Origin of the sequence: Desulfobacter postgatei 2ac9, assembly GCF_000233695.2 — a bacterium.
GTDB lineage: Bacteria > Desulfobacterota > Desulfobacteria > Desulfobacterales > Desulfobacteraceae > Desulfobacter > Desulfobacter postgatei.
The window spans coordinates 2,284,554-2,309,628 of the sequence record NZ_CM001488.1 but is presented as its reverse complement, the minus strand read 5'-3'; the positions used below and the strand labels follow the sequence as shown (position 1 = coordinate 2,309,628).

23 protein-coding genes and 1 tRNA gene are annotated in these 25,075 nt (G+C 48.1%); 12 read left to right on the top strand and 12 right to left on the bottom strand.

What is annotated here, in order from left to right:
* Position 1: 1 nt before the first annotated feature.
* From DESPODRAFT_RS10580 to DESPODRAFT_RS10560, 5 genes are all read right to left on the bottom strand, one after another.
* Entirely contained in the window at positions 2-823 is an 822-nt protein-coding gene (locus DESPODRAFT_RS10580) for a response regulator (protein ID WP_004073408.1), read from the bottom strand.
* A gap of 102 nt (positions 824-925) precedes the next feature.
* Positions 926-1,288 (bottom strand): hypothetical protein, encoded by a 363-nt coding sequence (locus tag DESPODRAFT_RS10575; protein WP_004073407.1) that lies wholly within the window; start codon positions 1,286-1,288, stop codon positions 926-928.
* 52 nt (positions 1,289-1,340) lie between these two features.
* The gene (locus tag DESPODRAFT_RS10570) at positions 1,341-2,198 is read right to left on the bottom strand and encodes a pyruvate, water dikinase regulatory protein (protein ID WP_004073406.1); all 858 of its coding nucleotides are present in this window, start codon (positions 2,196-2,198) and stop codon (positions 1,341-1,343) included.
* A 79-nt stretch (positions 2,199-2,277) separates the two neighbouring features.
* The gene (locus tag DESPODRAFT_RS10565; protein ID WP_040015947.1) at positions 2,278-2,643 is read right to left on the bottom strand and encodes a peptide chain release factor family protein; all 366 of its coding nucleotides are present in this window, start codon (positions 2,641-2,643) and stop codon (positions 2,278-2,280) included.
* Positions 2,644-2,663: 20 nt separating this feature from the next.
* Positions 2,664-4,370 (bottom strand): hybrid sensor histidine kinase/response regulator, encoded by a 1,707-nt coding sequence (locus tag DESPODRAFT_RS10560; protein ID WP_004073405.1) that lies wholly within the window; start codon positions 4,368-4,370, stop codon positions 2,664-2,666.
* Positions 4,371-4,642: 272 nt separating this feature from the next.
* On the opposite strand from DESPODRAFT_RS10560, the gene DESPODRAFT_RS10555 reads away from it, so the two are divergent.
* The 3 genes from DESPODRAFT_RS10555 to mtaB are packed head-to-tail and all read left to right on the top strand — an operon-like array spanning position 4,643 to position 7,466.
* Positions 4,643-5,074: an NIL domain-containing protein gene (locus DESPODRAFT_RS10555; RefSeq protein WP_004073404.1), complete on the top strand. Its 432-nt coding sequence runs from the start codon at positions 4,643-4,645 to the stop codon at positions 5,072-5,074.
* Entirely contained in the window at positions 5,074-6,129 is a 1,056-nt protein-coding gene (mnmA, locus tag DESPODRAFT_RS10550; protein ID WP_004073403.1) for a tRNA 2-thiouridine(34) synthase MnmA, read from the top strand. The genes DESPODRAFT_RS10555 and mnmA overlap by 1 nt, the downstream gene beginning before the upstream one ends.
* Positions 6,126-7,466, top strand: coding sequence for a tRNA (N(6)-L-threonylcarbamoyladenosine(37)-C(2))-methylthiotransferase MtaB (gene mtaB, locus DESPODRAFT_RS10545; RefSeq protein WP_004073402.1), 1,341 nt, complete (start codon positions 6,126-6,128; stop codon positions 7,464-7,466). The genes mnmA and mtaB overlap by 4 nt, the downstream gene beginning before the upstream one ends.
* A 132-nt stretch (positions 7,467-7,598) precedes the next feature.
* Here the strand turns inward: mtaB and DESPODRAFT_RS10540 are convergent.
* Positions 7,599-7,685 (bottom strand) — tRNA-Leu (locus tag DESPODRAFT_RS10540).
* A 119-nt stretch (positions 7,686-7,804) separates the two neighbouring features.
* On the opposite strand from DESPODRAFT_RS10540, the gene DESPODRAFT_RS10535 reads away from it, so the two are divergent.
* From DESPODRAFT_RS10535 to DESPODRAFT_RS10495, 9 genes are all read left to right on the top strand, one after another.
* Entirely contained in the window at positions 7,805-8,734 is a 930-nt protein-coding gene (locus DESPODRAFT_RS10535) for a bifunctional riboflavin kinase/FAD synthetase (RefSeq protein WP_004073401.1), read from the top strand.
* The gene (def, locus tag DESPODRAFT_RS10530; protein ID WP_004073400.1) at positions 8,735-9,265 is read left to right on the top strand and encodes a peptide deformylase; all 531 of its coding nucleotides are present in this window, start codon (positions 8,735-8,737) and stop codon (positions 9,263-9,265) included.
* Complete coding sequence (gene fmt, locus DESPODRAFT_RS10525) at positions 9,262-10,209, top strand: methionyl-tRNA formyltransferase (protein WP_004073399.1); 948 nt, start codon at positions 9,262-9,264, stop codon at positions 10,207-10,209. The genes def and fmt overlap by 4 nt, the downstream gene beginning before the upstream one ends.
* 2 nt (positions 10,210-10,211) lie before the next feature.
* Entirely contained in the window at positions 10,212-11,579 is a 1,368-nt protein-coding gene (gene rsmB, locus DESPODRAFT_RS10520; RefSeq protein WP_245531893.1) for a 16S rRNA (cytosine(967)-C(5))-methyltransferase RsmB, read from the top strand.
* 14 nt (positions 11,580-11,593) lie between these two features.
* Positions 11,594-12,259, top strand: a complete 666-nt coding sequence (rpe, locus tag DESPODRAFT_RS10515) for a ribulose-phosphate 3-epimerase (protein ID WP_004073397.1) — start codon at positions 11,594-11,596, stop codon at positions 12,257-12,259.
* Positions 12,260-12,295: 36 nt separating this feature from the next.
* Entirely contained in the window at positions 12,296-13,480 is a 1,185-nt protein-coding gene (locus tag DESPODRAFT_RS10510; protein WP_004073396.1) for an MFS transporter, read from the top strand.
* 11 nt (positions 13,481-13,491) lie between these two features.
* Positions 13,492-15,150, top strand: coding sequence for a B12-binding domain-containing radical SAM protein (locus tag DESPODRAFT_RS10505; protein ID WP_004073395.1), 1,659 nt, complete (start codon positions 13,492-13,494; stop codon positions 15,148-15,150).
* 311 nt (positions 15,151-15,461) lie between these two features.
* The gene (locus DESPODRAFT_RS10500; protein ID WP_004073394.1) at positions 15,462-15,671 is read left to right on the top strand and encodes a dodecin family protein; all 210 of its coding nucleotides are present in this window, start codon (positions 15,462-15,464) and stop codon (positions 15,669-15,671) included.
* A gap of 212 nt (positions 15,672-15,883) precedes the next feature.
* A complete protein-coding gene (locus DESPODRAFT_RS10495; RefSeq protein ID WP_004073393.1) occupies positions 15,884-16,177 on the top strand; it encodes a hypothetical protein in 294 nt (97 codons plus the stop codon).
* Between the two features lie 5 nt (positions 16,178-16,182).
* Here the strand turns inward: DESPODRAFT_RS10495 and DESPODRAFT_RS19470 are convergent, their stop codons facing one another.
* The 6 genes from DESPODRAFT_RS19470 to DESPODRAFT_RS10470 all read right to left on the bottom strand — a co-directional run bounded on the left by DESPODRAFT_RS19470 (position 16,183) and on the right by DESPODRAFT_RS10470 (position 24,893).
* Positions 16,183-16,281, bottom strand: coding sequence for an MGMT family protein (locus DESPODRAFT_RS19470; protein WP_371905022.1), 99 nt, complete (start codon positions 16,279-16,281; stop codon positions 16,183-16,185).
* 30 nt (positions 16,282-16,311) lie between these two features.
* On the bottom strand, positions 16,312-17,964 hold the full coding sequence (locus DESPODRAFT_RS10490; protein WP_004073392.1) for a fatty acid CoA ligase family protein: 1,653 nt from the start codon (positions 17,962-17,964) through the stop codon (positions 16,312-16,314).
* Positions 17,961-18,644, bottom strand: coding sequence for a hypothetical protein (locus DESPODRAFT_RS10485; RefSeq protein WP_004073391.1), 684 nt, complete (start codon positions 18,642-18,644; stop codon positions 17,961-17,963). Before DESPODRAFT_RS10485 ends, DESPODRAFT_RS10490 begins: the two co-directional genes overlap by 4 nt.
* A gap of 74 nt (positions 18,645-18,718) precedes the next feature.
* The gene (locus DESPODRAFT_RS10480; RefSeq protein ID WP_004073390.1) at positions 18,719-19,630 is read right to left on the bottom strand and encodes an alpha/beta fold hydrolase; all 912 of its coding nucleotides are present in this window, start codon (positions 19,628-19,630) and stop codon (positions 18,719-18,721) included.
* Complete coding sequence (locus DESPODRAFT_RS10475; protein ID WP_004073389.1) at positions 19,624-20,676, bottom strand: 3-oxoacyl-ACP synthase III; 1,053 nt, start codon at positions 20,674-20,676, stop codon at positions 19,624-19,626. Before DESPODRAFT_RS10475 ends, DESPODRAFT_RS10480 begins: the two co-directional genes overlap by 7 nt.
* The gene (locus DESPODRAFT_RS10470) at positions 20,673-24,893 is read right to left on the bottom strand and encodes a hotdog fold thioesterase (RefSeq protein ID WP_245531892.1); all 4,221 of its coding nucleotides are present in this window, start codon (positions 24,891-24,893) and stop codon (positions 20,673-20,675) included. The genes DESPODRAFT_RS10475 and DESPODRAFT_RS10470 overlap by 4 nt, the downstream gene beginning before the upstream one ends.
* Between the last annotated feature and the right edge of the window lie 182 nt (positions 24,894-25,075).

The following is a 25,075-nucleotide window of genomic DNA, read 5'->3' as shown; positions in this document are numbered from 1 at the left end:
TTTATCCATTCACAGGTTGTGCCACAGTTTCCTTGTCAGGCTTTATCAAGGTTTTTATGGTCTGTTGAAGACGATTCAACGCAACGGGTGTAACCGTAACTGTCCCTGCCCCTGAAAATTTTGACAGATATTTGCGCTTGAGCGCTTCGTTATTATAGCCGGTTTCCACAATTATGGGTATTTTGTGATCAAGCTTGAGCAGTTCATCAACAAAGGTCTCGGAACCCATACCGGGTATATCATAATTCACAATGATCATTTTGAATTTTTCAGGCTGATTCCTGAATATTCCCAATGCGGCTTTAGGATCTCCTGCAATCATACCGATATAGCCCATACGCTTGACCACAGTATCTATAAGTTCACTGCGTTTTTTATTTTGATCAAGTACAAGAATATGTCCCTGACCAGCGCTAATCCAGGCCTGTGTATCCGACAAATCTGCGGCGTCAAAAACATGTCTGCCTTTCATTGACCAGCTTGTGGGATTATAGGGATGGACATTTGTCACATCAATTTCATAGACTTTTGACGCAATAAACAAATCGTTTTCATTATCAGGAACCTTGACAATGAACCCTTTATCCTGGGCAACATACCGGCGCAGCCATTTGCGGTATTCAGGATGTTCCCCGGTGAGCACCAGCATCTTTAAGCCCGCATGGGAGCGTACCTGAAAGGAATGGTAAATCATGGGGGTGCCGCTATCGTCCTCCTGATTTTCCATGTAGTTTTCCTCTACAAATTCCACCATAAAATCCCTGGCCCGGCAGGGCAGTGACATTGCAATCAAAACAAACACCAGGATAAAATAACGTGTCATAGCCGTCTTTCCTAATATTCTTGTGGGTTCAGATAACAAGGTTATCGGCATATAAGCAAGAATCCTTGATTAAAGACGAACATGACTATTTCATTCCTGATTTTATAGCAATGTTTTTGATAGAACAAACAGCAGACTGTAAAGAATGGTTAAAAACAACACAAGATTCCGGTGATCAGTGCTGCGCCGCCCCCGGTACCGGGAAAGCAAAAGAGCTGCAGCATTGATAAGCGTCCCTGTACCCAGCACGTCAACAAGAAACCGGACATAATTCTGATCCCAGTAACGCCTTAATTGCAGATTGTAGAAACGGTCAAAAACAGTTTCAAATTCGGGCTTGGCCCTGTGAAAAATCAGAATGGCAGCAATCAATCCTGCACAGGCAGCGATATTCATCCAGATAAAAACAATACCGAAAAAGTCGGTGGATTTTCGTCTGTTTGGTTGTTTTCTTTTTTCTGCCATCACCGTCAAAGATGAACCTTAATCACAAATTCAAACCGATTTGCGGGTGCATTTACATGAAATCCCTTATATGGGCCTTGGACTTGAACCTGCGCGTAATCATTTCAATGATCTCCTCGGCACTGGTCTCTATGGGCTTATTGCTCACATTGATCATGGAAAAACCTTTGGTAATATAATATCTCTGGGCGTGCTCAATCTCCTTTTCAATTTCATCCTTCCCGGAATAGGCGTAGATATCTTTTGCCCCAAGGCTCTCCTGGCGCATTCTCCGGTGTGCCTGAAGCTGGTCCGGATTAATATTCAGTGCAAACACCCGGCGCCGGTCCACGCGATCCAGGCTCTGGGGCATGGGAACGCCGGGAACAAAAGGGATATTGGCCACTTTCCATCCCATAACACTCATGTACATTGATAAAGGCGTTTTCCCGGCTCTGGACAGTCCTATCAACACAATTTCGGATTCAGTGATACTCTCCGGATTCAAACCGTCATCATGGGCCAGGGCAAAATCAATGGCAGAGACCTGTTCTAAATTCACCAGATGAATCTCCCTATAAAGCCCCGGGGTCTCCAGCGGCTTACGGTCAAGAAATGTTTCTATTTTTGAAATAATGGGGCCCATCAGATCAATGGTGACAATATGATTATCCATACCCTGACGCGTGAGGTACCTGCGAAGGTTTGAATCAACAATGGTATGAACAATAATACTTTCAATATCCTTGACCTTAGCGATGAGATCATCAACCTGGCTTTCCGTTCGTATTCTGGGAACTTTTACAACAGTGATGTTGGAATCAGGAAACTGTACAAGGGTGGATTCCACGAGATGAAAGGCATTGACACCCTCACCGCAGGAGGCGATATATATCATCTGGAATTTGCTTGATCCAAGCAAGTCTTTCATAAAATAAGACCTTTATCCTCTGAGAAATTTACGTTATAAAACACCCATACATGAACCTGAAATAAGAGTCAATTAATGATCAAGTTTCCTTGGGGTCCGGGAGTTTGTTAAGGGCCTTTTTTCTTCGCCGCAGCTTCTGTTTTTTCAGCCGGGCTGATTTTCGGGCTGTGGCATCCGGGATTCCGGATTTTAGCTGTTCAATTTTTTCCACCAGGTATCGCAGGGCCATAAACCGGTTCAGATGCTGAGATCTATATTTCCCGAATTTTACGCTTATTTGGGTCGGCAGGTGAGTCAAAAATACGGCAGAGGATGATTTATTGACCTTTTGGCCGCCACGGCCTGAAGATTTTATAAATTTTTCCAGGATATCTTTTTTGTAAATACCCAGATAATCCATTTTCTTTTCAAGATCTCTTATTTTTTCTATATTAGGACCGGGCATGGGAATTCATATGGCTATTTTTAAATGATAGACATCTTCGGCTTCAAAATTTTTCCAATTTTATCAGAAATCTCTTTTATGGAAAGCGGTTTGGACAGCACATCACTGATACCTGTTTGTGCCATCAAATCCAAAGTAATGTCGTCGCTGAATCCCGTACAAAGCAAAATAGGGATATCCGGACGGATTTCTTTTATATTTTCTGCCAGACAATTACCATTCATATGCGGCATATACAGATCCGTAATCACAAGTTCATACTTAAAAGGCTCTTTTCTGAAATCCGCCAGGGCGGCCAAAGGATCGGTCAGGGTTGTGGAGAGATACCCTAAACGGTCCAGCATAGACTTTGCTACTTTGAGAATCATATCTTCATCATCCACAAAAAGGAGATGACTTTGATCCTTATTCATGTCGCGCCTCTCATTTAAATCAGGCGTGTGAACCTGTGAGGCAATCATTTTTTTCATCGGTTTTGGAAAATATAATTTAAACTCACTTCCCTTGCCTAACTCGCTGTGTACCTTTATGGCGCCATCCATATCTTTGACGATACCATAAACAACAGACAGGCCCATGCCGGTTCCATCCTCATCGCCTTTGGTGGTATAAAACGGTTCAAAAATACGGTTCATCACATCCTTTGACATACCCATTCCTGTATCTGAAACACTTAAACAGATATAATCTCCGGGCTTTATCCTGCCGTTGGAGCCGAATTGAGAGACATTTACAGGCATCAATGAAATTTTAATTACACCTCCTGTCTTACCCATGGCATGCACGCCATTGCTAACCAAATTCATTATGGTCTGGTGTAGTTGGGTAGGATCCGCAATAACAGGAGAAGAGCTTGGGTCAATCTCTTTTTTTATTGAAATATTGCGTGGAATACCGGACTGCATCAGCTTGAGTACGGTGTTTATACAGTTTTGTATCTCTAACGGCTGTCGTTCAATTTTTTTGTGACGGGAAAAATTTAAGATCTGCCTGACAAGTTCTTTTGCCTGCAAAGCACTTTCATAAACCTGTGTCAAGCTTTCTTTTGTTTCATTGTCATAAGCAGAACTTTTAAGAAGCAAAAGTTCTATGTTTCCTAAAATGGGAAACAGCATATTGTTGAAATCATGGGCTATTCCACCGGCCAGGGTACCAAGGGATTCGAGTTTCTGAATCTGGGCCATTTTTTCATTGATCTTGGTCTCATTGGAAATATTCTGCTGTACACCGACATAGTTGGTAATCTCACCATTTTCATCCCTGACCGAAGATATGGCAATATCTATTGTATAAAAAGAGTTGTCTTTTCTTTTAAACTCAGCAGGGCCGCTCCACACCCGCCCGCAACTGATGGTGGCCCGCAGGTTGATGTTAAACTGGCTGTCATGCTTGCTGCTTCTAAACATGCTGATATCCTTGCCGATACACTCCTTCCTGGCGAACCCGGTTAGGTACTCAAAGGCAGGATTGAGATACTCAATGATCCCTTCGGAATTTGTAATGTAAACCATTTCAGAAAATTGCTCAACTACGGCGAGCAGCAATCCTCTTTCTTTTTCAATTTTTTCATTGATTACAACCGCGAAGTCAGCATGTGTAGAGCCAAAATCTGTGTCGTTGCTCCGGCAATCTTTAAATGAAAAAATATTTTTTTTCAGGGCGGCATTTTCAAGTTCAAGCGATTTAATCCGTTGTTCTAAACTTTTGTATGACGCCTTTTGAAACATGCTCCTCCTGGAAAAACAAACAGCGATTGTTAAGCAATTCAGTAAAATCTTGGATAATTTTTATATACTCTGTATATGAAAATATAAATGATTGACAAGAAATTTTTCACAAAATTGCTTATTTAAGCGATTTAAGGATTCGGTAAAATTATTGATATGATCGCAATGAATAGTATATGATATTAAATTCGGTTGCGAATCGGTGTGTATGGATTTAACATCTGATTGCCCAACCTTTTTGCAACCTAACAAAAGATATGGAGGTTACCGCGTTGTACTCAAAAATTGTAATTTTAGATTTCCCCCCGCAATCGGCCCAAAGGCCCATTGTCTGTCAGCTGGTTAAAAAATATGACCTGATGTTTAATATTCTAAAGGCACGAATATCTTCAAAAAGTGAAGGCCACATGGTGCTTGAAATCTCTTCCGCCGGGAAAGCTGCGTTTAACGAGGGGATTACTTATTTAAAGGAACAGGGTGCCCGTGTATCCACGCCTGAACATAAAATTTACAAGGATGAAGAGATATGTACCCATTGCGGCGCATGTACCGCGGTCTGCCCCACAAGCGCTCTGCACATCAAACGCCCTGAAATGGAAGTGATATTTGACCGGGAAAAATGCAGTTTGTGCGAGCGCTGTCTTCTCACCTGCCCAGTCCGGGCCATGGGCCTATTCAGTGAGGATTTAAAAGAAACGGTTTGATGCCTGATTCACCGGTTGTGGCCGTTGCCCTGAGCGGCGGAATAGACTCCCTTGTAGCAGGGTTTCTTATCAAACAGCGTTTTAAAAAAGTTTTCGGCATTCATTTCACCACAGGCTATGAAAAGAGCATGCCGGATGTATCTGCCCTGGCGTCTGTTTTTGGATTTGCCGTGCATACCATAGACCTGTCACGGGAATTTGAAGCCAGCGTAGTTGATTATTTTGTGTCAACCTACATGGCCGGAAAAACACCTAATCCATGTCTTGTCTGCAATATACAGATAAAATTTAAGACGTTGTTTGACCATGCGCAAAAGCTGGGGGCGGATCTTTTGGCAACCGGCCATTATGCAACAGTGATCAACAGACATACCTCTGACAGACAAAATATTGGACCCGCATGGCTTGAAAGGGGTGTTGATCTTCATAAAGATCAGTCCTATTTTCTATCCATGCTTTCCCATAAAATTTTAGACAGATTGGTGTTTCCCCTGGCCGGTCTTACCAAAAGCCAGGTTCGCAAAGTTGCCGGACAACACAACCTTGTACCGATTGTGCCGGGTGAAAGCCAGGATATCTGCTTTTTGCCGGATAAAAATCATGGGGCGTTCATTATCGCCAAAACCAAAGTTCCCCCTAAGCCCGGGCCGGTGCTTGACAGCCAAGGCAAGATCGTGGGATACCATCAGGGGCTTCACAAGTTTACGGTTGGCCAGCGCAAGGGCATCAACATTCCGGGTCCTGCGCCCTATTATGTAAAAAAAATTGATATGAACACCAATACCCTTCATCTGTGTTTTAAATCAGATCTTGCCCAAAAACGGATGACGGTTGAAGAGATAACCTGGAATTATCCCGAAAAGAAAAACATCAGGAATCTGACGGTTCAGATCCGGTACGGCCACAAGGCAGCCCCTGCCCGACTTGACTGGGATGATACAGATGCCATTGTAACATTTGACACCCCTCAAAATGCGGTAACGCCTGGACAGGCAGCAGTATTCTATAAAGGAAACCGCGTATTAGGTGCAGGGCTGATTTCAGTAATCCAATGAAAAAAAAAACATTTTACATCGAAAGCCTTGGCTGTAAAGTCAATCAATATGAGTCAGACGGCATTGCAGCCCAGCTTGAAGCCCAGGGATTTTCAAGGGCGGGTCAGGGCCGCACCGCTGATATTTGCATTGTCAACACCTGTGCAGTAACCGCCAGGGCCGGGATGCAGTCCCGCCAGGAAACCAGAAAGCTGATCCGTGAACATCCCGATGCAACAGTGATTGTCACCGGGTGCCATGCACAGACAGATCCGGAACAGTTTAAGAAAATTTCAGGGGTAAATCTCATTGTCTGCCACCAGGATAAAAATCTTATCCCTGCATACCTTGCCCGGAAAGCGCCTGAAAAAGATTTATTTGAATTCAGAAAACCTGAATACGGAAAAAAGGCATGCTTTGTAGGATTTGATCAGCCCGTATACGGAACAATGACCCGGGCCTATTTAAAAATCCAGGACGGATGTAACCAGTTCTGCACCTATTGCATTATCCCCTATGCCAGAGGGGCATCGGTATCCATGCCTTTTGAACAGGTCATGGCCCACATTTCAGGCTTAAATGGACAGGGGTTCAAAGAGATAATTCTGACGGGTATCCACACGGGGTTGTATGGTCTTGATTTAAAGCCTGAAACATCTTTGACACAACTTGTAAAAACCCTTGATGACAAAAAAACGGTGGATCAAATAAGGATCTCCTCCATTGAGCCCAATGAAATAACGGATGATCTCATTAATATGGCCCGACCCGGCCATATTTTGTGCGATCACTTCCATATCCCTCTCCAGGCCGGAGACGATGGTGTTCTGTCCCGCATGAAGCGGCCTTATTCAGTTGAACAATTTTCAGAAGTGATCCACAAAATTCATGAAATCCTGCCCCATGCCGGTATTGGTCTTGATTTGATCATGGGATTTCCCGGTGAAACCGACAAGGCGTTTGAAAATACATATAAGCTTGTAGCGGCTCTACCCGTATCCTACCTTCATGTATTCCCCTATTCACCAAGAAAAGGGACGCCCGCATGGCATTTTACCCCAAAGGTGCCATCGAACACGGCAAAAAAAAGAGCAGCGCTGATGCGCGAACTTGGTGAACAGAAACGTTCGGATTTTATCAAGTCAAACCAAGGTCGAATCCTAAAGGGCCTGATACAGAATCAAGGGGATCGGCAGACAGGCATGCTTAAGGCAGTCACCACCAACTACCTGACCGTCTTTATTAAGAATGAAAAGGATACACATGGCAATCCGGACAGCCTTAAAGGACAAATCGTTAATCTTAAATATGATCAATGCAGCAACGGCAACTGCCTTGTTGGCCGGATTGTTTCCTGACACCTCAATGTAGTTAATTTTCATCTCATATTGTACATAATAGCAGGCATATAAAATCGAACGATAGAAGAGAGAGGATTCCAAAACTAAAAAATCCCAAGAAGGCTTATCCTTCCGGGATCTTTATTGAGGTGGTGCCGAAGGGGAGATTCGAACTCCCACAAGCGTACGCTCGCTAGTCCCTGAAACTAGTGCGTCTACCAATTCCGCCACTTCGGCACACTCAGGATCGCTTTGTAGACAGCCCATTTAAAGATTGCGTAAAAGCGATGGTTGAGATATATATATGCGTTTGTTTGGTTTGTCAATAGTATTTTGTTTGAATTTTAAAGGACGACATGGAATTAATTGAAGACTTGAATCAGATTAAGGCCCCCTTTAACAACGCCGTTATTACCATTGGTAATTTTGACGGTGTGCACAAAGGTCACCAGGCCCTGTTGAACCAGGTGATTGAAACGGGGCGCCGAATTGGCGGCACCTGCATAGCCATGACATTTGAACCCCACCCGTTAAGAGCTCTGGGAATTTCCACCCCCCCGTTAATCACCCGGCGGGACCAGAAAATCGAACTGATAAAAGCCTCGGGCATAGACGTGCTGATCTGTCTACCCTTTGACAAATCCTTTGCACAGATATCAGCCCAGGAATTCATCGAAGATATTCTTGTAAAAAAAATCGGCATGAAAACCATAGTTATCGGCCCTGATTATAGCTTTGGAAAAAACAGGGCCGGTAATGTTGCGCTGCTCAAAGCAAAGGGTGGAGAACTTGGGTATGAGACCATTGTACCGGACTGGATACGGGATGTTGAAACTGACACGGAGCGCATTTCCAGCACAAGAATCAGAGAACTTGTCATGGACGGCCATGTGGACCGGGCAAAGAACTATCTTGGACGATTTTACCAGATCCGGGGCAAGGTGATAAAGGGCCGCAAGCGCGGCGGCAGTCAGCTTGGCTTTCCCACGGCCAATATAAAACTTCATGATGAACTGTGTCCCAAGTTCGGGGTCTATGCGGTAACTGTTGAAACCATTCACGGTAACTTCAAGGGTGTGGCCAATATTGGTTTTTCCCCTACCTTTGGGGATGGGATGTTCACCATTGAGGTTCATATCCTTGATTTTAAAGAAGATATATACGAATCTCGGATACGCGTTAATATGGTGAAACGACTTCGGGATGAAATTAAATTTTCAAGTATTGCACAGTTGTCCGACCAGATCAGAAAGGACATTGAAAAAGCAAAGGAAATTTTAAAATAAATGGCTACTCTTGATATTGTCACTTTTCCTGAACCCTCCTTAAAAATGGTCTCAGTGCCTGTTGAGACCATTGATGAGGAGCTGAAAACATTTGTTGAGGATATGGGTGAGACCATGTTCCATGATTCGGGGGTAGGCCTTGCCGCCCCCCAGGTCGGCGTAAACCGGCGGGTTATCGTTTATGACCCCCATGCAGCAGATGAACAAAAAGACCCTGAAGACAAAACATTTATCGCACTGATTAATCCTGAAATCCTGTCCAAATCCAAAGAGACTTTTATCTCTGAACAAGAAGGGTGCTTAAGTGTTGTTGACTACCGGGCCGATGTCAGGCGGCATGCAAGCGTCACGGTACGGGCCATGAATATTGACGGCGAAACCATTGAGTTTGAGGCCCACGGGCTTATGTCCGTTATCATGCAGCATGAAATTGACCATCTTGACGGTATCCTGTTTATTGACAGGATTTCTGCATTGAAAAGGGCCATGTATAAGAAAAAACGGTTAAAACAATTGAAAAACGAAAAATGAAAAAGACCCGCATTGTTTTTATGGGAACCCCGGAATTCTCTGTCCCGGCGTTAGAGGCCCTGGCAAAAGATCCGGGGTTTGACATTTTACTGGCAGTAACCCAGCCGGACCGGCCCAAAGGCCGCGGAAAAAAACTTAGCCCTTCCCCAGTCAAACAGGCCGCATTGAACCTTGGCATTGAGGTGTACCAGCCGGAAAAAATAAATACCCCGGAAGGAATATCGCTGATTTCCGGTCTTAAACCCGACTATTTTGTCGTGGTTGCCTTTGGACAGATCCTTTCACGGCAGATGCTGGATATCCCGCAAAAATACCCCATAAATATCCACGCCTCCCTTTTGCCAAAATACCGAGGGGCTTCCCCCATCCAGGCGGCAATTTTAAACATGGATGAACATACCGGCGTGACCACCATGGTCATGGCTGAAAAAATGGATGCAGGGGATATTCTGTTGATGGACACAACGCCTGTGGATCCTGAAGAGACCGCGTCAATGCTGCACGACAGACTATCGCTGATGGGTGCCGACCTTATTATTAAAACCATCCACGGCATTGAACACAATCAGGTTACCCCTGTTCCCCAGGATCATTCAAACGCCACTTATGTGACCATGCTTAAAAAATCAGACGGCCGCATTAACTGGAACGGCAGTGCAAGGTCTGTCTGCGCTCACATCAACGCCATGACACCCTGGCCCGGGGCCTTTACGGAACTTTGCGGGAAACGCCTTAAAATTTTCAAGGCTGTTTTGTCATCCTTATCCATTCCGTCATCCGCGTTGCCCGGCACCATTGTCTGCTGCAATGACAAGGGCTTGTTTGTGGCTGCGGGAAACGGTGTGGTCCAGGTGCTTGAACTGATGGGAAGTTCAGGAAAGCGCCTTGATGCAGCCGCATTTCTTTGTGGAAATAAAATTGATCTGCCGGCCTGTTTTGAATGAGCATGACCACTGATCCACGTTATCTCGCCTTTACCCTGATTGAAGCAGGGCAAAAGCCCTTCCTGCCCCTTGACCGTGCCGTTGATGATGCGGCGCTGTCGCTTGAACGCTTAAGTCAAAAGAATAGAGGGCTTTGCCATGCCATTGTATTCGGGGTGTTCAGACACAGGGGACGCATTGATCAATTGATTGGCCACTGCTCTAAACTTGCCTTTGACCGGATTGATCCCAAGGTAAAAACCATATTGCGGCTTGGGGTATTCCAGATTGTTTTCCTGGACAGGGTCCCTGATTTTGCAGCCATCGATACCAGTATTGAACTTGCAAAAGCTATCTGCGGCAAAAAGGCTTCCGGCTTCATCAATGCGGTTTTGCGCAATATATCCAGATCCCACAAAAAGATTGCCCTGCCCTGTTTAGATAAAAACCTACCCGGACACCTTGCTGCGGCCTTTTCCATACCATCCTGGCTTGGTAAACGCTGGGCTGCAAGATATGGCAAAGAAAAAACGCTGACCCTTGCGGGCGCTTTGATGGATTTACCCCCGCTGACACTCAGGGTTAATCCACGCAAAAACAGTCGGGAAGAGTTGATTGCAAATTTCGAACGAGCAGGGATCAAATCCCAAATAACACGGTTCAGCCCCTTAGGTCTTCAGGTCCGGACACCCGGCATCGCCATACCGGATCTGCCCGGATTTAATGAAGGCCTGTTCCAGATTCAGGATGAAGCGGCCCAACTTGCCGTACAGGTTTTAGCCCCCAAACCCTGCGAAAACATTCTGGATGCCTGTGCAGGCCTTGGCACCAAAACCTGCCATATGGCCCTTGAAATGGGAAACAAAGGCAACATCACGGCCAACGATACCGGTGAAAGAAAAGCCGAACGTTTGAACACCGAAGCCAAACGTTTGAACATTGATATTATTCGCACCACCCATGTAGACATGGCAAAGGCCGGGTTCAATGATTTTTCATCCTATTTTGACCGGGTGCTTGTGGATGCGCCATGCACAGGTTTAGGTGTCCTTGCCAGAAACCCGGACAGCCGATGGAAACGAAAACCAAACGACCTTATCCGCATGGCAGCCCTGCAGCAAAAAATCCTTAACGGCTCGGCCAATCTGGTGAAACCTGGTGGTGTGCTGGTATACGCAGTCTGTTCCTGTGAACCTGAAGAGACAACCCAGGTGATTCAACGGTTTTTGGACAAGAGGAAGGATTTTTCCCCGGACCCTTCAGGTTTTGAAGCGCGTCTGCCCTTTTTCTGCGAATCCGGGATTAAAACATTTTATAAAACAACCTTTCCTGACCATCTTGAAATGGACGGATTTTTTATAGCCAGGATGAGACGCAATAGGAAAAATTAAAATAGGAGACTATTATGACACTGATCGCCCCTTCTGTTCTCTCTGCTGACTTCACCCGTTTGGGGGAAGAGGTCAAAGCGGTTGAAAAAGCCGGCGCAGACTGGATTCACATTGATGTCATGGACGGACAGTTTGTGCCCAACATTTCCTACGGCCCCATTGTTGTGGAGGCGTGTAAACGCGCCACAGATCTGGTGCTGGACGTACACCTGATGATTGAAACCCCGGATGCCAGAATTCCGGATTTTGCCAAAGCCGGGGCCGACTACATCAGCGTCCATGCCGAGGCATGCCCCCATCTGCATCGCAGTCTGCAGCTGATAAAAAGTTTAGGCGTGAAGGCCGGCGTTGCCCTGAATCCGGCCACGCCGTTGTCCGCCATTGAATATGTCATTGATCTGCTTGATCTTGTCCTTATCATGAGTGTCAATCCCGGTTTCGGCGGCCAGAAGTTTATTGATTCGAGCTTAAATAAAATTACCGCGTTGTCCGAAATGCTCTCTGATGCATGCTCCGATGCCATTATCCAGGTGGACGGCGGCGTAAACAATGATACCATGGAAGCTGTTACCCGGGCCGGTGCCCTTTGTTTTGTGGCGGGTTCCGCCATTTTTAACACGCCTGACTATGGAAAAACCATAGCCGAGCTTCGCACGCTTTCCGACAAAGGCAAGATATGAACAAAACCAACGCCTAAAGAGTTAGGACGCCCACACATGAGTACCGCCCAAACTCCGGGACCGTTGCCCCGGGGGGAGAGAATTGATTATAAAATTGTCCTGGTTCTAAGCCTGGTTCATTTTACCGGAGATTTCTATTCATCCTTTTTCACCCCTTTGCTGCCGGCATTCCAAGCCAAGCTGTCTCTTACCCTGACCCAGGTGGGCCTGATTACCGGTGCCGTGCGTTTCTTAGCTTTTGTGGTTCAGCCGGTGGTGGGGTATATGGCTGACAGGTACGAAACCCGATGGTTTGTACTCACCGGATTGTTTTTGGTTTTTTTTGTCATTCCCTTTTCCGGTATCGCACCCAATTATTGGATATTGCTAACCACGCTGTGTCTGGGCTCTGTGGGTTCCTCCATGTTTCATCCATCCACTTCGGGTATGGTGAATCTGTATGCCGGAAACCGGGCAGGGTTTGCACAGTCTATTTTCAATACCGGCGGAACTCTGGCCTTTGCTTTGGGTCCTGTATTCATTACCTCGTATGTGAGCCGGTTTGGCTTATCTGCCATGCCCTGGACCATGATATTGGGTCTCGTATCCTTTATATTCTGCCTGAAGTATATGCCCAAACCCGTATCCGAGAACATGGCAGGGTTAGGATTTATCAACAGTTTGAAGCACACCTTTGGAAAGGTGTATAAAACGATTTTTTTAATATGGCTGGTCATGGTGCTGCGAGCTGTTGTAGGCCAGACATTTTTAACCTTCATGCCCATTTACCTGACCCGTCAGGACCATACCCTGCCCTCTGTGGGGGTAATCATTGCGCTTTTCACCATTGCCGGGACCCTGTCCGGACTGACCGCAGGCTATTGCGCAGACCGGTTCGGGTTTAAGCCTGTTTTTTTGCTGTCATACCTGCTCATGCCCCCGACTCTTTTGATGTTTTTATACATGCCGGGATTGGGGGCATACACCGGTGCCTTTCTTTCCGGTTTTTTTGTGCTGGCCCCCATGCCCTTAGGCGTGGTCATGGCCCAGAAGCTTGCGCCGGGATCCCGGGCCATGGCAGCCAGCCTCATGATGGGACTGGCCTATGGGCTTGGCGGGGTCATTGCCCCGGGAATAGGCCGGCTGGCAGATATTTTCGGACTGACCATCGTTCTTAAATGTACGGCATTTATCCCGCTGGCCTGCCTTGTACCCATTGCTCTGTTTCCCAAAATAAAGTAGGCACACAGCCCATGCCGGATGTTATATTAATCGCCCCGCCCATCCGGGAATTTTACCTGACAAAGAAACGCACCATTCCCTACGGACTGGCCTGTATTGCCAAGGAGCTGGAACAGGCCGGATTTTCATGCACCGTCATTGATGCGCTTGCCAGGGATAAATCAAAGATTATTGAATACCCGAAAGGGTTTGATCACCTGGTTCCCTATTACGGGAAAACCGATATTACCTTGTTCTCCTTGTTCCACCATTACAGACACTTTGGCTACAGTTTTGAGCATATTGCAAATCTGGTCAAACAGGAAAAGCCTTTTTTAGTGGGCATATCTGCCTTGTTCACCCCTTATTGGGACCAGGCCCTGGACACGGCACGGGCCGTGAAACGATTCTGGCCCAACGCCTTTATTGTTCTTGGGGGGCATCATGCCACCCAGTTTCCCAAAAACTGCCTCGAAAACGACGAGATTGATTTTGTCATCCAGGGAGAAGGCGAGACGCCCATGGTACAGCTTGCACAACTGTTAAAAAGCCACCCCCCAGGCAGCTTACCTGACGCAGATGATTTAAGACAAATCAACGGCATCGGTTTCAGGCTGGGCAATGGTATTGTACTCAATCCGCCGGCCTGGGCAGATTCTCCCCATGGGCTTGACCAGAATGCTTTGGATAAAATCGACTGGCACTTTTACCGGCGCAATAAAAAAGCAGCCATCACCATTGTGGCGTCAAGAGGGTGTCCTTTTTCCTGTTCATATTGCGCGGTGTCTGCATCCAGCAATTACGCGAATTTTCGGATGCGCCCGGTTAATGATGTTCTTGATGAAATCAAATTGCAGGCCAGGTCTAAACAGATTGGCTTCATTGATTTTGAGGATGAAAACCTAACCCTTAAAAAATCATGGGTACTGGAGCTTTTACACGGCATCCGGCAAATATTCAAGGGAGAGGATATTGAACTTCGGGCCATGAACGGGCTTTTTCCCCCATCCCTTGACACCGAGATCCTGACGGCCATGAAAGCATCCGGCTTCAAAACCCTGAACCTGTCCGTGGGCTCTTTCAGTGCAACCCAGTTAAAGCGCTTTAAACGCCCTGACGTCAGAGATGCCCATGACAGGGTGCTGGAGATCGCCAAAGAACTGGATATGGATTGTGTCTCTTATCTCATTGGGGCCGCTCCAGCTCAGACAGCAGAAACCACCTTAAATGATCTTTTGGCACTTGCGGCCAGAAGAACCATTGCCGGCCTCTCCATTTATTATCCGGCCCCGGGCAGTGCGGATTATACCCTGTGTGAACAACAGCAGTTGCTGCCCAATGAGTTTACCTTAATGCGCTCCACAGCCTTTCCAGTGCCGGATAGGACTTCCAGGCTTGAAGCGGTCACGCTTTTACGCCTGGCAAGAATTTTAAATTTTCTTAAATTCTGTGTGGAGCCAAATGGTGTTTTGCCTGAGGCGTTAAGTGCCGGCGAAGTTTTAGACATTGAAAACAGCTGCCATGGGAAAATGGACAGATACAAGGCCAGCATCCTTTTAATCCGGATGTTCTTAACAGACGGCATTCCCAGAGGAATGGATCATGAGGGCGGCATTTACCATCATCCCCACAGTATCGATTTATGTAGAAAATTCATTCAAGAGCTTGTTCTCCTTCCAGCAGGCGTTTGAAAAAAAGTCTACACAAATTAATATACTGTCTGTATAATAGTATTAATAAGTTGCTTCTCTACCTCAAAATGCACACATCTGTTTTTCGCAATACCGTGACGTTTTATTGTTCCTGCTGGGAAAATCGCATCAGTTGTTAATTGCAGGTCGTGCTGGATAAAGCTCAAACAAAGACTTCCGTTGTTATAAAGCTAATGTGGAATTGGCACATTCAAATCTCAAATTCAAATGCGTTCAGGCAGCTTATTAAAGTCTCTTATGTGCTATTTTATCGTTAGTAAACCCGAACTTTTAATTTTTAGGAGGTTATCATGGAAAATAGCGTTTACAAAATCATCGAATTAGTTGGGTTTTCCGAAAAATCCTGGGAGGATGCCGCCAAGGCAGCTGTGTCAACCGCCGATAAAACCTTGAGGGATATGCGGGTGGCCCAGGTGACAGAAATGGATATGCGGCTTGAAGACAACCGGATTGTGGGATACCGGGTAAAATTAAAAGTCTCATTCAAACTTGAAGGGTAATTGGCAAAGTAAATTGAGTGGGGTGAGGTCGGCTAATTAATTCGGTCTCACCCCTTTCACAGAACCGATACTATCGCATATCAATTTTTATTCATTCCAAAATTAAAAATTCCTTTTCACCGTCACCTGATTCGGCGTACACTCCAGAAGTTGGTAAACAGCTATGAGCAATGAATTGAGAAAATAGAACCACCTTTGTATGGGAGAACATAATGTCCGAATCAGCAATTGAACGTTTAGAAAAACAACTCAAACAGCTTCTTGGCGAGTCAGTTCCCGATCAGGCCGTCTATAACATTAATGCGGCCATGGAACTTGCCGGGATTCTTGAAACCCAAGGCTTTACCTTTCAGTTAAAAGATATGTGCCCCAAAAGTCTGACCGAAACCCATTGGCGTGCGACGTTTTTAAAAGAAGATGCAGTATTTTCAGCCGAAGCCCCCCGGTCATCGGTGGCCGTGTGCATGGCAGCCGCTGATGCACTTTCCACCCACAACATAACATGACGGTTTCAGAACCGTTCCAGATCCAGAAGCGCCTGCTTAATATCAAGAGTACCGGCAAATCCGGTTAATTTTGCGTTTTTGCCGATTACGCGGTCACAGGGAATTTTCTATTTCATCGTTTCATGGTTTGAATCTTATCCACTGATTAGCTCCTGGGCCTTGATTGCCAGTTTTTCCCTGAAAATTTTGGAGTTGTGTCGAATATCCACCGGGAATTTATATTCAATGAAAATGTATTTAATCCCGGCGGTCAAAGGATTTTTATGGGCAAGATAGGAGAGCTCCCGGATAAATTGCTTTTCATCGGATATTTTTTCAAAAGGCTCCACAAAAACCACCGGAATCTGACAATTTTTAGGGCCGACGCCTGCGAGCGCACTGCGGTAGACCTTTTCATGATTGTTGAATATGGCTTCGACGGGGATGGAGAACAAGGTCTCTTTTCCGGTTTCAACCCGGTGGGCCTTTCTGCCGCAAAACCAGATTCTGCCCTTTGAATCCTTCCAGCCCAAATCTCCCATCCTGTGCCATATTTTGCCGTCCGTATCCGGTATTTTCGCCAGAAGATCGGCATTGGCATCGTTAAAATAATGCTCAGTCACAAGATCTCCTTTTACCGCGATTTCCCCCACATTGTTTTCAGGCACCTCTATGAGATCCTGGATCCGGGTGATGGGCTCATCTGAAATCTTGATCAATTTCACCTGTGTATCTCCAATGGGCCGGCCCACGCACATGCCAAAACCATATTCCGAAAGTTTTTTCGTTTCCGAAAGGATTTCATGGGAGCCGATGGATATGATAGGAACCGCTTCCGTGGCCCCGTAAGGTGTATGAATCTGGGTATCATCGGAGAGCATGGATGAAAACTGTTCAATATTGGCCGGATTGACAGGTGCGCCGGCAGAGACCACCCGGCGCAATGAGGGCAGTTTGATGCCGTTTTCCTTACCGTATTTTCCCACCCGGTTCAAAAGGGCCGGGGATGCAAACATATTGGTCACGCCATGATTTTCTATGGCTTCGACAATTTTTACGGGATTCACCAGGGCCGGTTTTGTGGGATCCATGTCCGGAATCACCGCCGTCATCCCCAAGGCAGGATCAAACAGTGCAAAAAGCGGAAAGGTGGGCAGGTCAATCTCATCGGCTGAAATCTTAAAATGGGATTGGATTTGACGAATCTGGGCCTCAAAATTTCCATGGGTATAAATAACGCCCTTGGCAGGCCCTGTGGAGCCGGTGGTAAATACAATGGCAGCGGTTTCGTTCTCCGTGGTCTGTACCGATTTGAAAGGCGCGCCCGGGAACCTGTTCATCAACTGGTTCAGGGTGTAGCCGCCCCAGAACCACTTTCTGCCCACGGTCACCCATCGTTTCACGGTCTTAAAAAAACCGGGGCGCAGGGTTCTAAGCACATGGGCCTTTTCAATACCGATAAATGCCTTGGGTCGACTTTGGACAAGGCATTGCAACATCCGGTCAATCCCCATGCCGGGATCCACCACCACCGGCACAGCCCCGACTTTGAACATGGCAAACACCGTAAGAAAAAACTCCATACCCGGGGGTACCATTAAAATGGTACGGGTTCCCCGGCCAATGCCGATGCTGTCAAGCCCTGCGGCAAGGCTGTCGGACTGCCGGTCAAGCTGGGAAAAAGTCAGTTGGCTGTAAAGGACGCGCCCGGAGCTATCCCGTGAGGCCGGGTAGACCACGGCCCGTTTGAATGGATAGATTTGCGCGGAGTGTTTCAGGCTTTGGGCAATATTTGTATAGCGTGTCATAAGAACATTTTTTTTATTTTATACAGGGTTCCTTTGACCATGCCTTCGGGGGCCTTGGGCATGGCGTTCTTCAGCGGGGCTGTCTGTTCTTGGGCTTTTTTCAGGGCGTCACCGGCGTCCAGAATCATCTGTTCAGCAGTTTGATCAATTTTTTCCTGTCCCGCAGCCTGGTTGACCTGGAACAATACAAAGGTTTCTTTAATGGGTTTTTCCAACTTTTCAAAAGTTTTTTTTAAAGAATCCTTTCCCTTTTCCCATATTTTTTTTTGGCCGTCGGCAATTTTCTTTTGATCCGGATATTTGGTGGCCACTGCATCAATACGGGCAATTTCAGCCTCAAACAAATCCATTTCACCGTTAAATGCCACCAGGGCATCGTAAAGGTCGGGCATACGGGCAAAACAAAAGGCGAGTATCTCCCCGGGCAGGGAGACATGGGTAAGGGTTCCAGGTTGATAACCCAGGTCGTTTTGGTTATCAGAACTTAAAAATTTGGTGTACACAAAGAATCCGCCCCCGCCAAGTATTCCCAAAATGAGCAGAAGAATAATCAGCTTTTTGAACAAACCTTTATTTTTAGGTTTGGCTTTAGCGGCCTTGGGATCACCGCCATCTTTGCCCTGGGCCTGTTCGATCGGTTCCGACGACTCATCTTTTTTTTTCTTTTTTAATAGTCCCATAGCACCTAATATTTACCCGGTCCCAATTTATCCGGAATGGGGCTGAAAGTCAAAATCTAAAAAAGAAGAAAATGTCAGGACAAAAATTTTTGAATCAATTTAAGGCATGGACCGGGCTTATCTTCGAACAGGTAATGACCGGCATCCTCAAATACATGGGCAGAGGTTCGGGGAAATCTGTTTTTAAATTCCTCAAGAAAGTGAATATCAAAAACAAAATCCCGGGTTCCCCATAAAAACATTAACCGATCCGGGTCAAGGGCGCAAAGGCCTTGATCGACTTTTTGAACCCTGGCATAACTTCTGTCTTTTGCTGTTATCGGTATATCCTGGACAAATTTTAAGGTGGCAATGCGATTTTGCCAACTGTTGTATGGGGCAACAAGACCTTTTTTCACGGATTGGGACAGCCGGGTTTCGGCGGCAAGATATAAGGCACCCCGGGCAAATATGTTGGCGCCTAAAACAGCAGGCACGGCAAAGGGAAAAAGATATTTAATGATCCAAAGCGCTGCCGGCAAGCGTTTGGAAGCCGGCAGAAAAAATCCCGAGGTATTGGTGATAACAATTTTGTCCACCCGTTCCAGATTGTCCAGGGCCCAGGAAAGCCCGATCATCCCACCCCAATCATGGACGATCAGCGATATTTTTTCATTGATATCCAGCCGGCGGATCAGGGCATCCAGATCCGACACCCGTTGATCCAGGGTGTAATCATAAGTTTTCGCCGAAGGCTTATCTGAAAATCCGCACCCGATGTGGTCCGGGGCAATGGTCCTGAAACGGCCGGACAATCCTCTGATCAGATGACGAAAATAAAAGGACCAGGTGGGGTTGCCGTGGACCATGAGTACAGGCCTGCCTTTTCCCTGATCCACATAATGCATTTGATGCCCGTTAATCCTGGCATAATGGGGTCCAAATGGATAAAGGCGCTCAAACCCTGTGGTGGAAGTCCGCTGCCCGTTGATAATTCTTGTTACCATTCCACCCCCAGAAAATAGCAGTTAAGTCCGGACCCAACCCCCACAAATACCACAAAATCTCCTGGCACAAAAAACCCGCGTTCATCGGCAATGGCCGCCGAAATCGGCAGGGACACGGAGCCCACATTTCCCAGGAAAGGAAAGGTTGAAAAATCCTTTTTCCGGTCAATATTCATGGCCGTATAAAATCTATTGTGATGGCCCTCCCCCACCTGGTGACCAACTATTTTATCCGGTTTATCCGCAGGCAAATTGAACTCTTTGCGGAACAATTCATAAGTTTCCACGACCAGTTCCACGCCGTGGTCAAGCACTTTCTGGGCATTGGTACGCATGATCACCCTTGAATCCGTAGGCATCCCCTTATCTTCAAATCCCCAGGAACAAAGCGCCCAGTGACGGATGGCATTGTTCACCACCCCGCCTTTGACCGCATGGCGCTGGGTCGAGGATTTGCCCAGGGTTCCGTCGGTGAGCAGAATTGCCGCAGCCCCGGAGCCGCCGGTCATGGTAGCCACAGCTTCTCTGTAAAAATCAATGCTTTTATGGGTGTTAATCTCTTCAATGGTGGCGTCCACAATCTGCCGGGCCGACTCGCAGGAGACCACCAGTCCTGCTTTAATATGCCCGAGCTGAATCTCATTGGCCACATGAACCATGCCCGTAATCATGCCAAGGCAGGCAGATTTTACATCATATACATGGGTCCGCGGCCCCACCCCGATCTTGTCTGCCACCGCACAGGATGTAGCCGGTTCAAACCCGTCCTGGCACACCCCGCAGAAACACAGGGCCCCCAGTTCTTTGGGACTGATACCTGCTTCATCCAGGGCCCGCTTCCCTGCCACAGCCGCATGTTCGGCCAGGGTATGGTCCTCATCCCAGTACCGGCGCTCCCGGATGCCGGTTAAAGCCTCCAGCTGGCCCGGCACAAATCCCACAGCCTCAAAAAAAGGGGCGAGTTTTTCATCAATTTCCCGACTGGTCACGATGTGGGGTGCCAGCTCATATCCAAAGGATTCAATAAACACCTTGTCGTACTTCATGCTTTCCTCCAGTACGCCCCAAGATCCAGGCGAGTCGCCCCTTCAAGTTTCATTCCCATATCCTTGTAAAATACAATCTCAAGATCATCTGAAAACATATGAGCATCCGCCGTCACAAAAGGCTGGGGTTCATACCCGATTGTTTTTATTTCAATATCGTAAAGGGCTTTTTTCGTGGCACGGATCACAGGCCCCCGGCACTTCAAATCACTCTCGTTTTTCTCCAGCACATTATAACAGACGTGGTCATGGGGCAGCACCCAGCCCATTCGCTGGACAAAGACCCGCAGGGTATGCGCACAACACTCATACATCAGGGTGCCCGGCATCACCATGTCATCAATGAAATGGCAGGTCAGAAACCAGTCATCGGGATGGATATCCGCCTGGGCAATAATCCGGCCCATACCGAACCGACCGCCTCCGGGGTCCAAATCAAGCACCCGGTGGATCAGGCGCATGGGCCCGCCGGGCAGCCATTGGTCTCTTCCGGTGCGCTTTCCTTTAAAATCCGTGCCGAACGCTGCTTCAAGATCCCCTGTGCGAAGTGCATCCACCTGCGAATCATTCAGGCTTAACCTTTTCACCGGGGCAAACCATGCAGGCGGCGGTCCCGGCAGATTCATTTCCTTATCTTCTTTTTTCAGGATAATGCCCCCGGAATTTTCCACCTCCTGTTCGGTAAAAAAGCCTGCGCATCCATCCCGCATGGAGATAAAAGGCAGCTGATTAATATATCCCTGGTAGTGAAAAAAGAAAAGATAGATCTCCCCCTGCCTTAAGAAGCGGTCTATCTCAATGTGGTATTCAATGGTTTCACCAGGCACGGGCAGGCTGCGGTGAAAGGTCACCTTGGCATCAAGCAGCCTGTATTTGCGTTTTCCTTTGACCACATGGTCTATGCCCAGCCAGGAGCAAAGGAAAAGATCGGCCTGGCCCGCTTCAATGGAGATGGAGACCGGGGCTTTGCCACCGTCCAGGTACCAGGCATTTTCATGCACATCATGCTGGGTGACCACTTTTCCGGACGTTAAGGAGAGTTTTTCGCCATGCACGGATATAATCCGGTCCACCAGCATCAACGGTTCATCCGGCAACCTCACCCGGACCGGGTAGGTGTCAATGATATCGAAATCGGGACCCAGCACGTTTCCGGCTTTTCCCACGGCAAATTCAAGGCATTGGTCCCGGTCCATAAACAGGTCGGGAATCTTGGAAATATCCTGGGGCGCAAAGACCGGTTCCAGATCCATTGACGGATTCCGGCCATTTGGCATTGCACCGGCAATAGCGGCAAGCTGTTCAGCCATGGCCTGGGTGTTTTGGGCGGATAATTCCAGGAAGCGCTCATGGGCTCTGGCCGTAATCTCCTGGGTATGGGCCAGCAGTCCCGGGAGTGTGTCACAGGGAAATGGCAGTGGCATATTGGGCGGCTCAGTGCAGAGATCAAAAGAAGTTTCCTGCCGGGCGGGTTCAAAAGCCTCGTTGGCAATCAAGGCCCTGGGAAAAGGCGGACGGGTCACAGGAATCCTTATGCAGGTGGATGTATGCCCGTTTTTCTCCCGGGTCTGCGCAGCCTGACAGGTGTCGGCACCTGGCCCTGAATGATGGCAGCCTGACAAGATAACATGCCCTGCAATACCATCCCGGGTCAGGCATCCTGCCACAGCTGTCTTGGGAACGCCGGGTAACTTGTGCAAAGGCGCGGGAAATTTTCGGGTGTAAAGACACAATGCTGCAGCCGTAACGGTAAAAAGGCCTGCGGCAGCCCCGGTATGCCCGGACAAAGCAGACGGACAGAAAATCGGCAAAGCATTGTCAAGTGGGCAGACCTCCCCTGCCCCCAGAAAGTGAGACGCACTGTGCGTCACTGCACCAAGCCCGATATCCTTTAAATCCATACCGGCATGATCCAGAGCCTTTTGTAAAGAATTTTGGACAGCCGTTGACCGTGAGACATGGGCCTGCTCACCGGTTTCCCCGGCAAGTGCAGCGCCGCCGGCACCTGCCACACCATTGATCACGGCATAAATCCGATCATTATCCCTTTGCGCCGCATCCAGGGGTTTGAGTACCATGGCCACAGCCCCTTCCGAAGGCAGGGCCATGGGGTCCGTGCCGCTCAAAACCAGATCCCGGGTAAAGCTTCTGATGTCAGCGGCAAGATCCACGGCTGCACATAAAAAGGTGTCAGTCTCGCCTGTGGACAGGGATTTAACGGCAATATCAATGGCCGTTACTCCCGAAGCTGCATCCGCAGAGAGGGTAAAGCAGGGGCCGCCCAGTTTAAATGCCCGGGCCAGGCGGGAGGCCACAATGCCCCCAAGGGCACCCAGTGTTGAACCAAAATTGAGTGACGGCCCGACGGTGTCCAGCAGGTCACTGGATACACCTTTTTTTTGCCCCTGAATTTGCCACCTTAAATGGTAGTCCGTAGCCCCGAAATCAAATTCAATGCCCACGGCACAGCCCATGTTTACCCGGGGTGGTTGTGACGCATCCGGTTTGGCAGAGATACCGGCATCTGCCAGGGCTGCCAGGGCTGCTTTGAGCATCATCAGATGCTGGGGCAAAATCTGGCTCATCTGGTTGGGGGGGATATTAAAATCTTTGAGATCAATGCTCAGATCATCCATGAACAACGTTAACCCCCTGCGGACTTCAGGGGGCAGATGATCAAACCTGCGCCATCGGCTTTCTCCAGATCGGCCTACAGTGGATTTTTCGCCCAAAATAAGCTTGGAAAAATCCCCAAGGCACTCCGCACCACCTGATATCAGCCCCATACCCACAATGGCACAGGGAACGCTTTTTGGGGCCGAGGCAGGTGTAACACCCACCGCATGAGGACGTGATTGAGCCTTAAAAGATTCCACAAGAATCTGGGCATTGATGCCGCCAAACCCAAAGGCGGATACTGCGGCCCGCAAAGGCCGGCCGTCGCGGGCAGGTATCCAGGCAGAAGGGTGATCCTGGACCCTGACACCGCTATTCTTAAAAGGGGAGTCATCAGGCAGCGCATTGAAATTGTTGGATGGCGGCAGCAGCAGCTGGTTCATGGCCATAATCGTTTTAATGAATCCGGCAGCGCCGGCACCGGTCAGCAGATGGCCGATATTGGACTTTACCGAACCAATGGATAAGGCGGTATCCATGCACTGATATTTTTGACGCATCTGCATGATACTGTGGACTTCCACCTGATCCCCCTTGGGGGTTCCGGAACCGTGGCACTCCATGTACTGGATATCATCAAAAGACCAACCGGCCATGTCAAAGGCACCGGTCATGGCCCGGACCTGACCTTCACTGGCCGGAGCCACCAGGTTGCCTTCAATATCGTTGCTCACCCCCCATCCTTTAATCACGGCGTGGATGGTGTCCTGGCAGGCCAGGGCATCGTTCAGGCGTTTAAGCAGGACCAGGCCTGCACCCTCCCCCACCACCAGACCATCGGCATCCCGGTCAAAGGGAGCGCACCGGCCCGTGGGCGACAGGGCCTGGAGCTGGGTAAATCCCACCTGGGTGTAGAGGGACTGGGGCCGGGATACCCCGCCGGCCACCATGGCGTCCACCCTTCCGGAGAGCAGTTGTTCGCAGGCAAGCTTTATGGAAAACAAAGAAGATGCACAGGCGGCATCCAGGGTAAAACTGCCGCCGGCCAAGCCCAACAGCCTTGCCAGAATTGACGCAGGCGCCGACAGCATGCCGGCGCCCCAGGCTTGTTCCCGGGAGGGCATTGCAGGATTTGGCGCCAAAAAAAGATCTCGGGTCAGCCGCGATGCGCCCGGTGTGGGCAGGGCAATGGCAGCCAGCACAATCCCTGTGCGCGCCCGGTTTGCTTTGGAAAGCCGGGCATTGGCCATAAGATCAATGCCGGCGGCAAGGGCTAAATGGTGAACCGGGTCCAGGGCATGGAAAAAATCATTATCCAGACCATGCCCGCCCATATCCGCCCCGCAAAAATCAAAATCGGAAGGATTAAACACCGATTGGGAAATCAGCCCTGCAAACCTGCTGCGGGCCTTATCCGGCAACGGCGTGCCGGCGCGGTTGTCCACCATGATGTCAGCGGACACACCCCACCGGTCTGGGGGAACCTGGATTACACTTGATTTTTTTGCCATGACATTGGCAATGAACTGCCGAATATCACGGGCACCGGGGAAAATACCGGACATGCCGACCACGGCAATATCTACACGTTTTAAACTCATGGAGCCCATATAGTTGACCCGGAAAAAGATTGCAAGACAGCTGTGTAAAATTTGTGTAAAACGCTTGCAAGGTCATTAGTCTTCTACACTTCGGAAATCTCCATTAATAATCGCGAAGTCCCCACCTATTTAATTTTGCTCTCACCCCATTTATCCTAAAAACATCAAAAAATAGGGGTTTC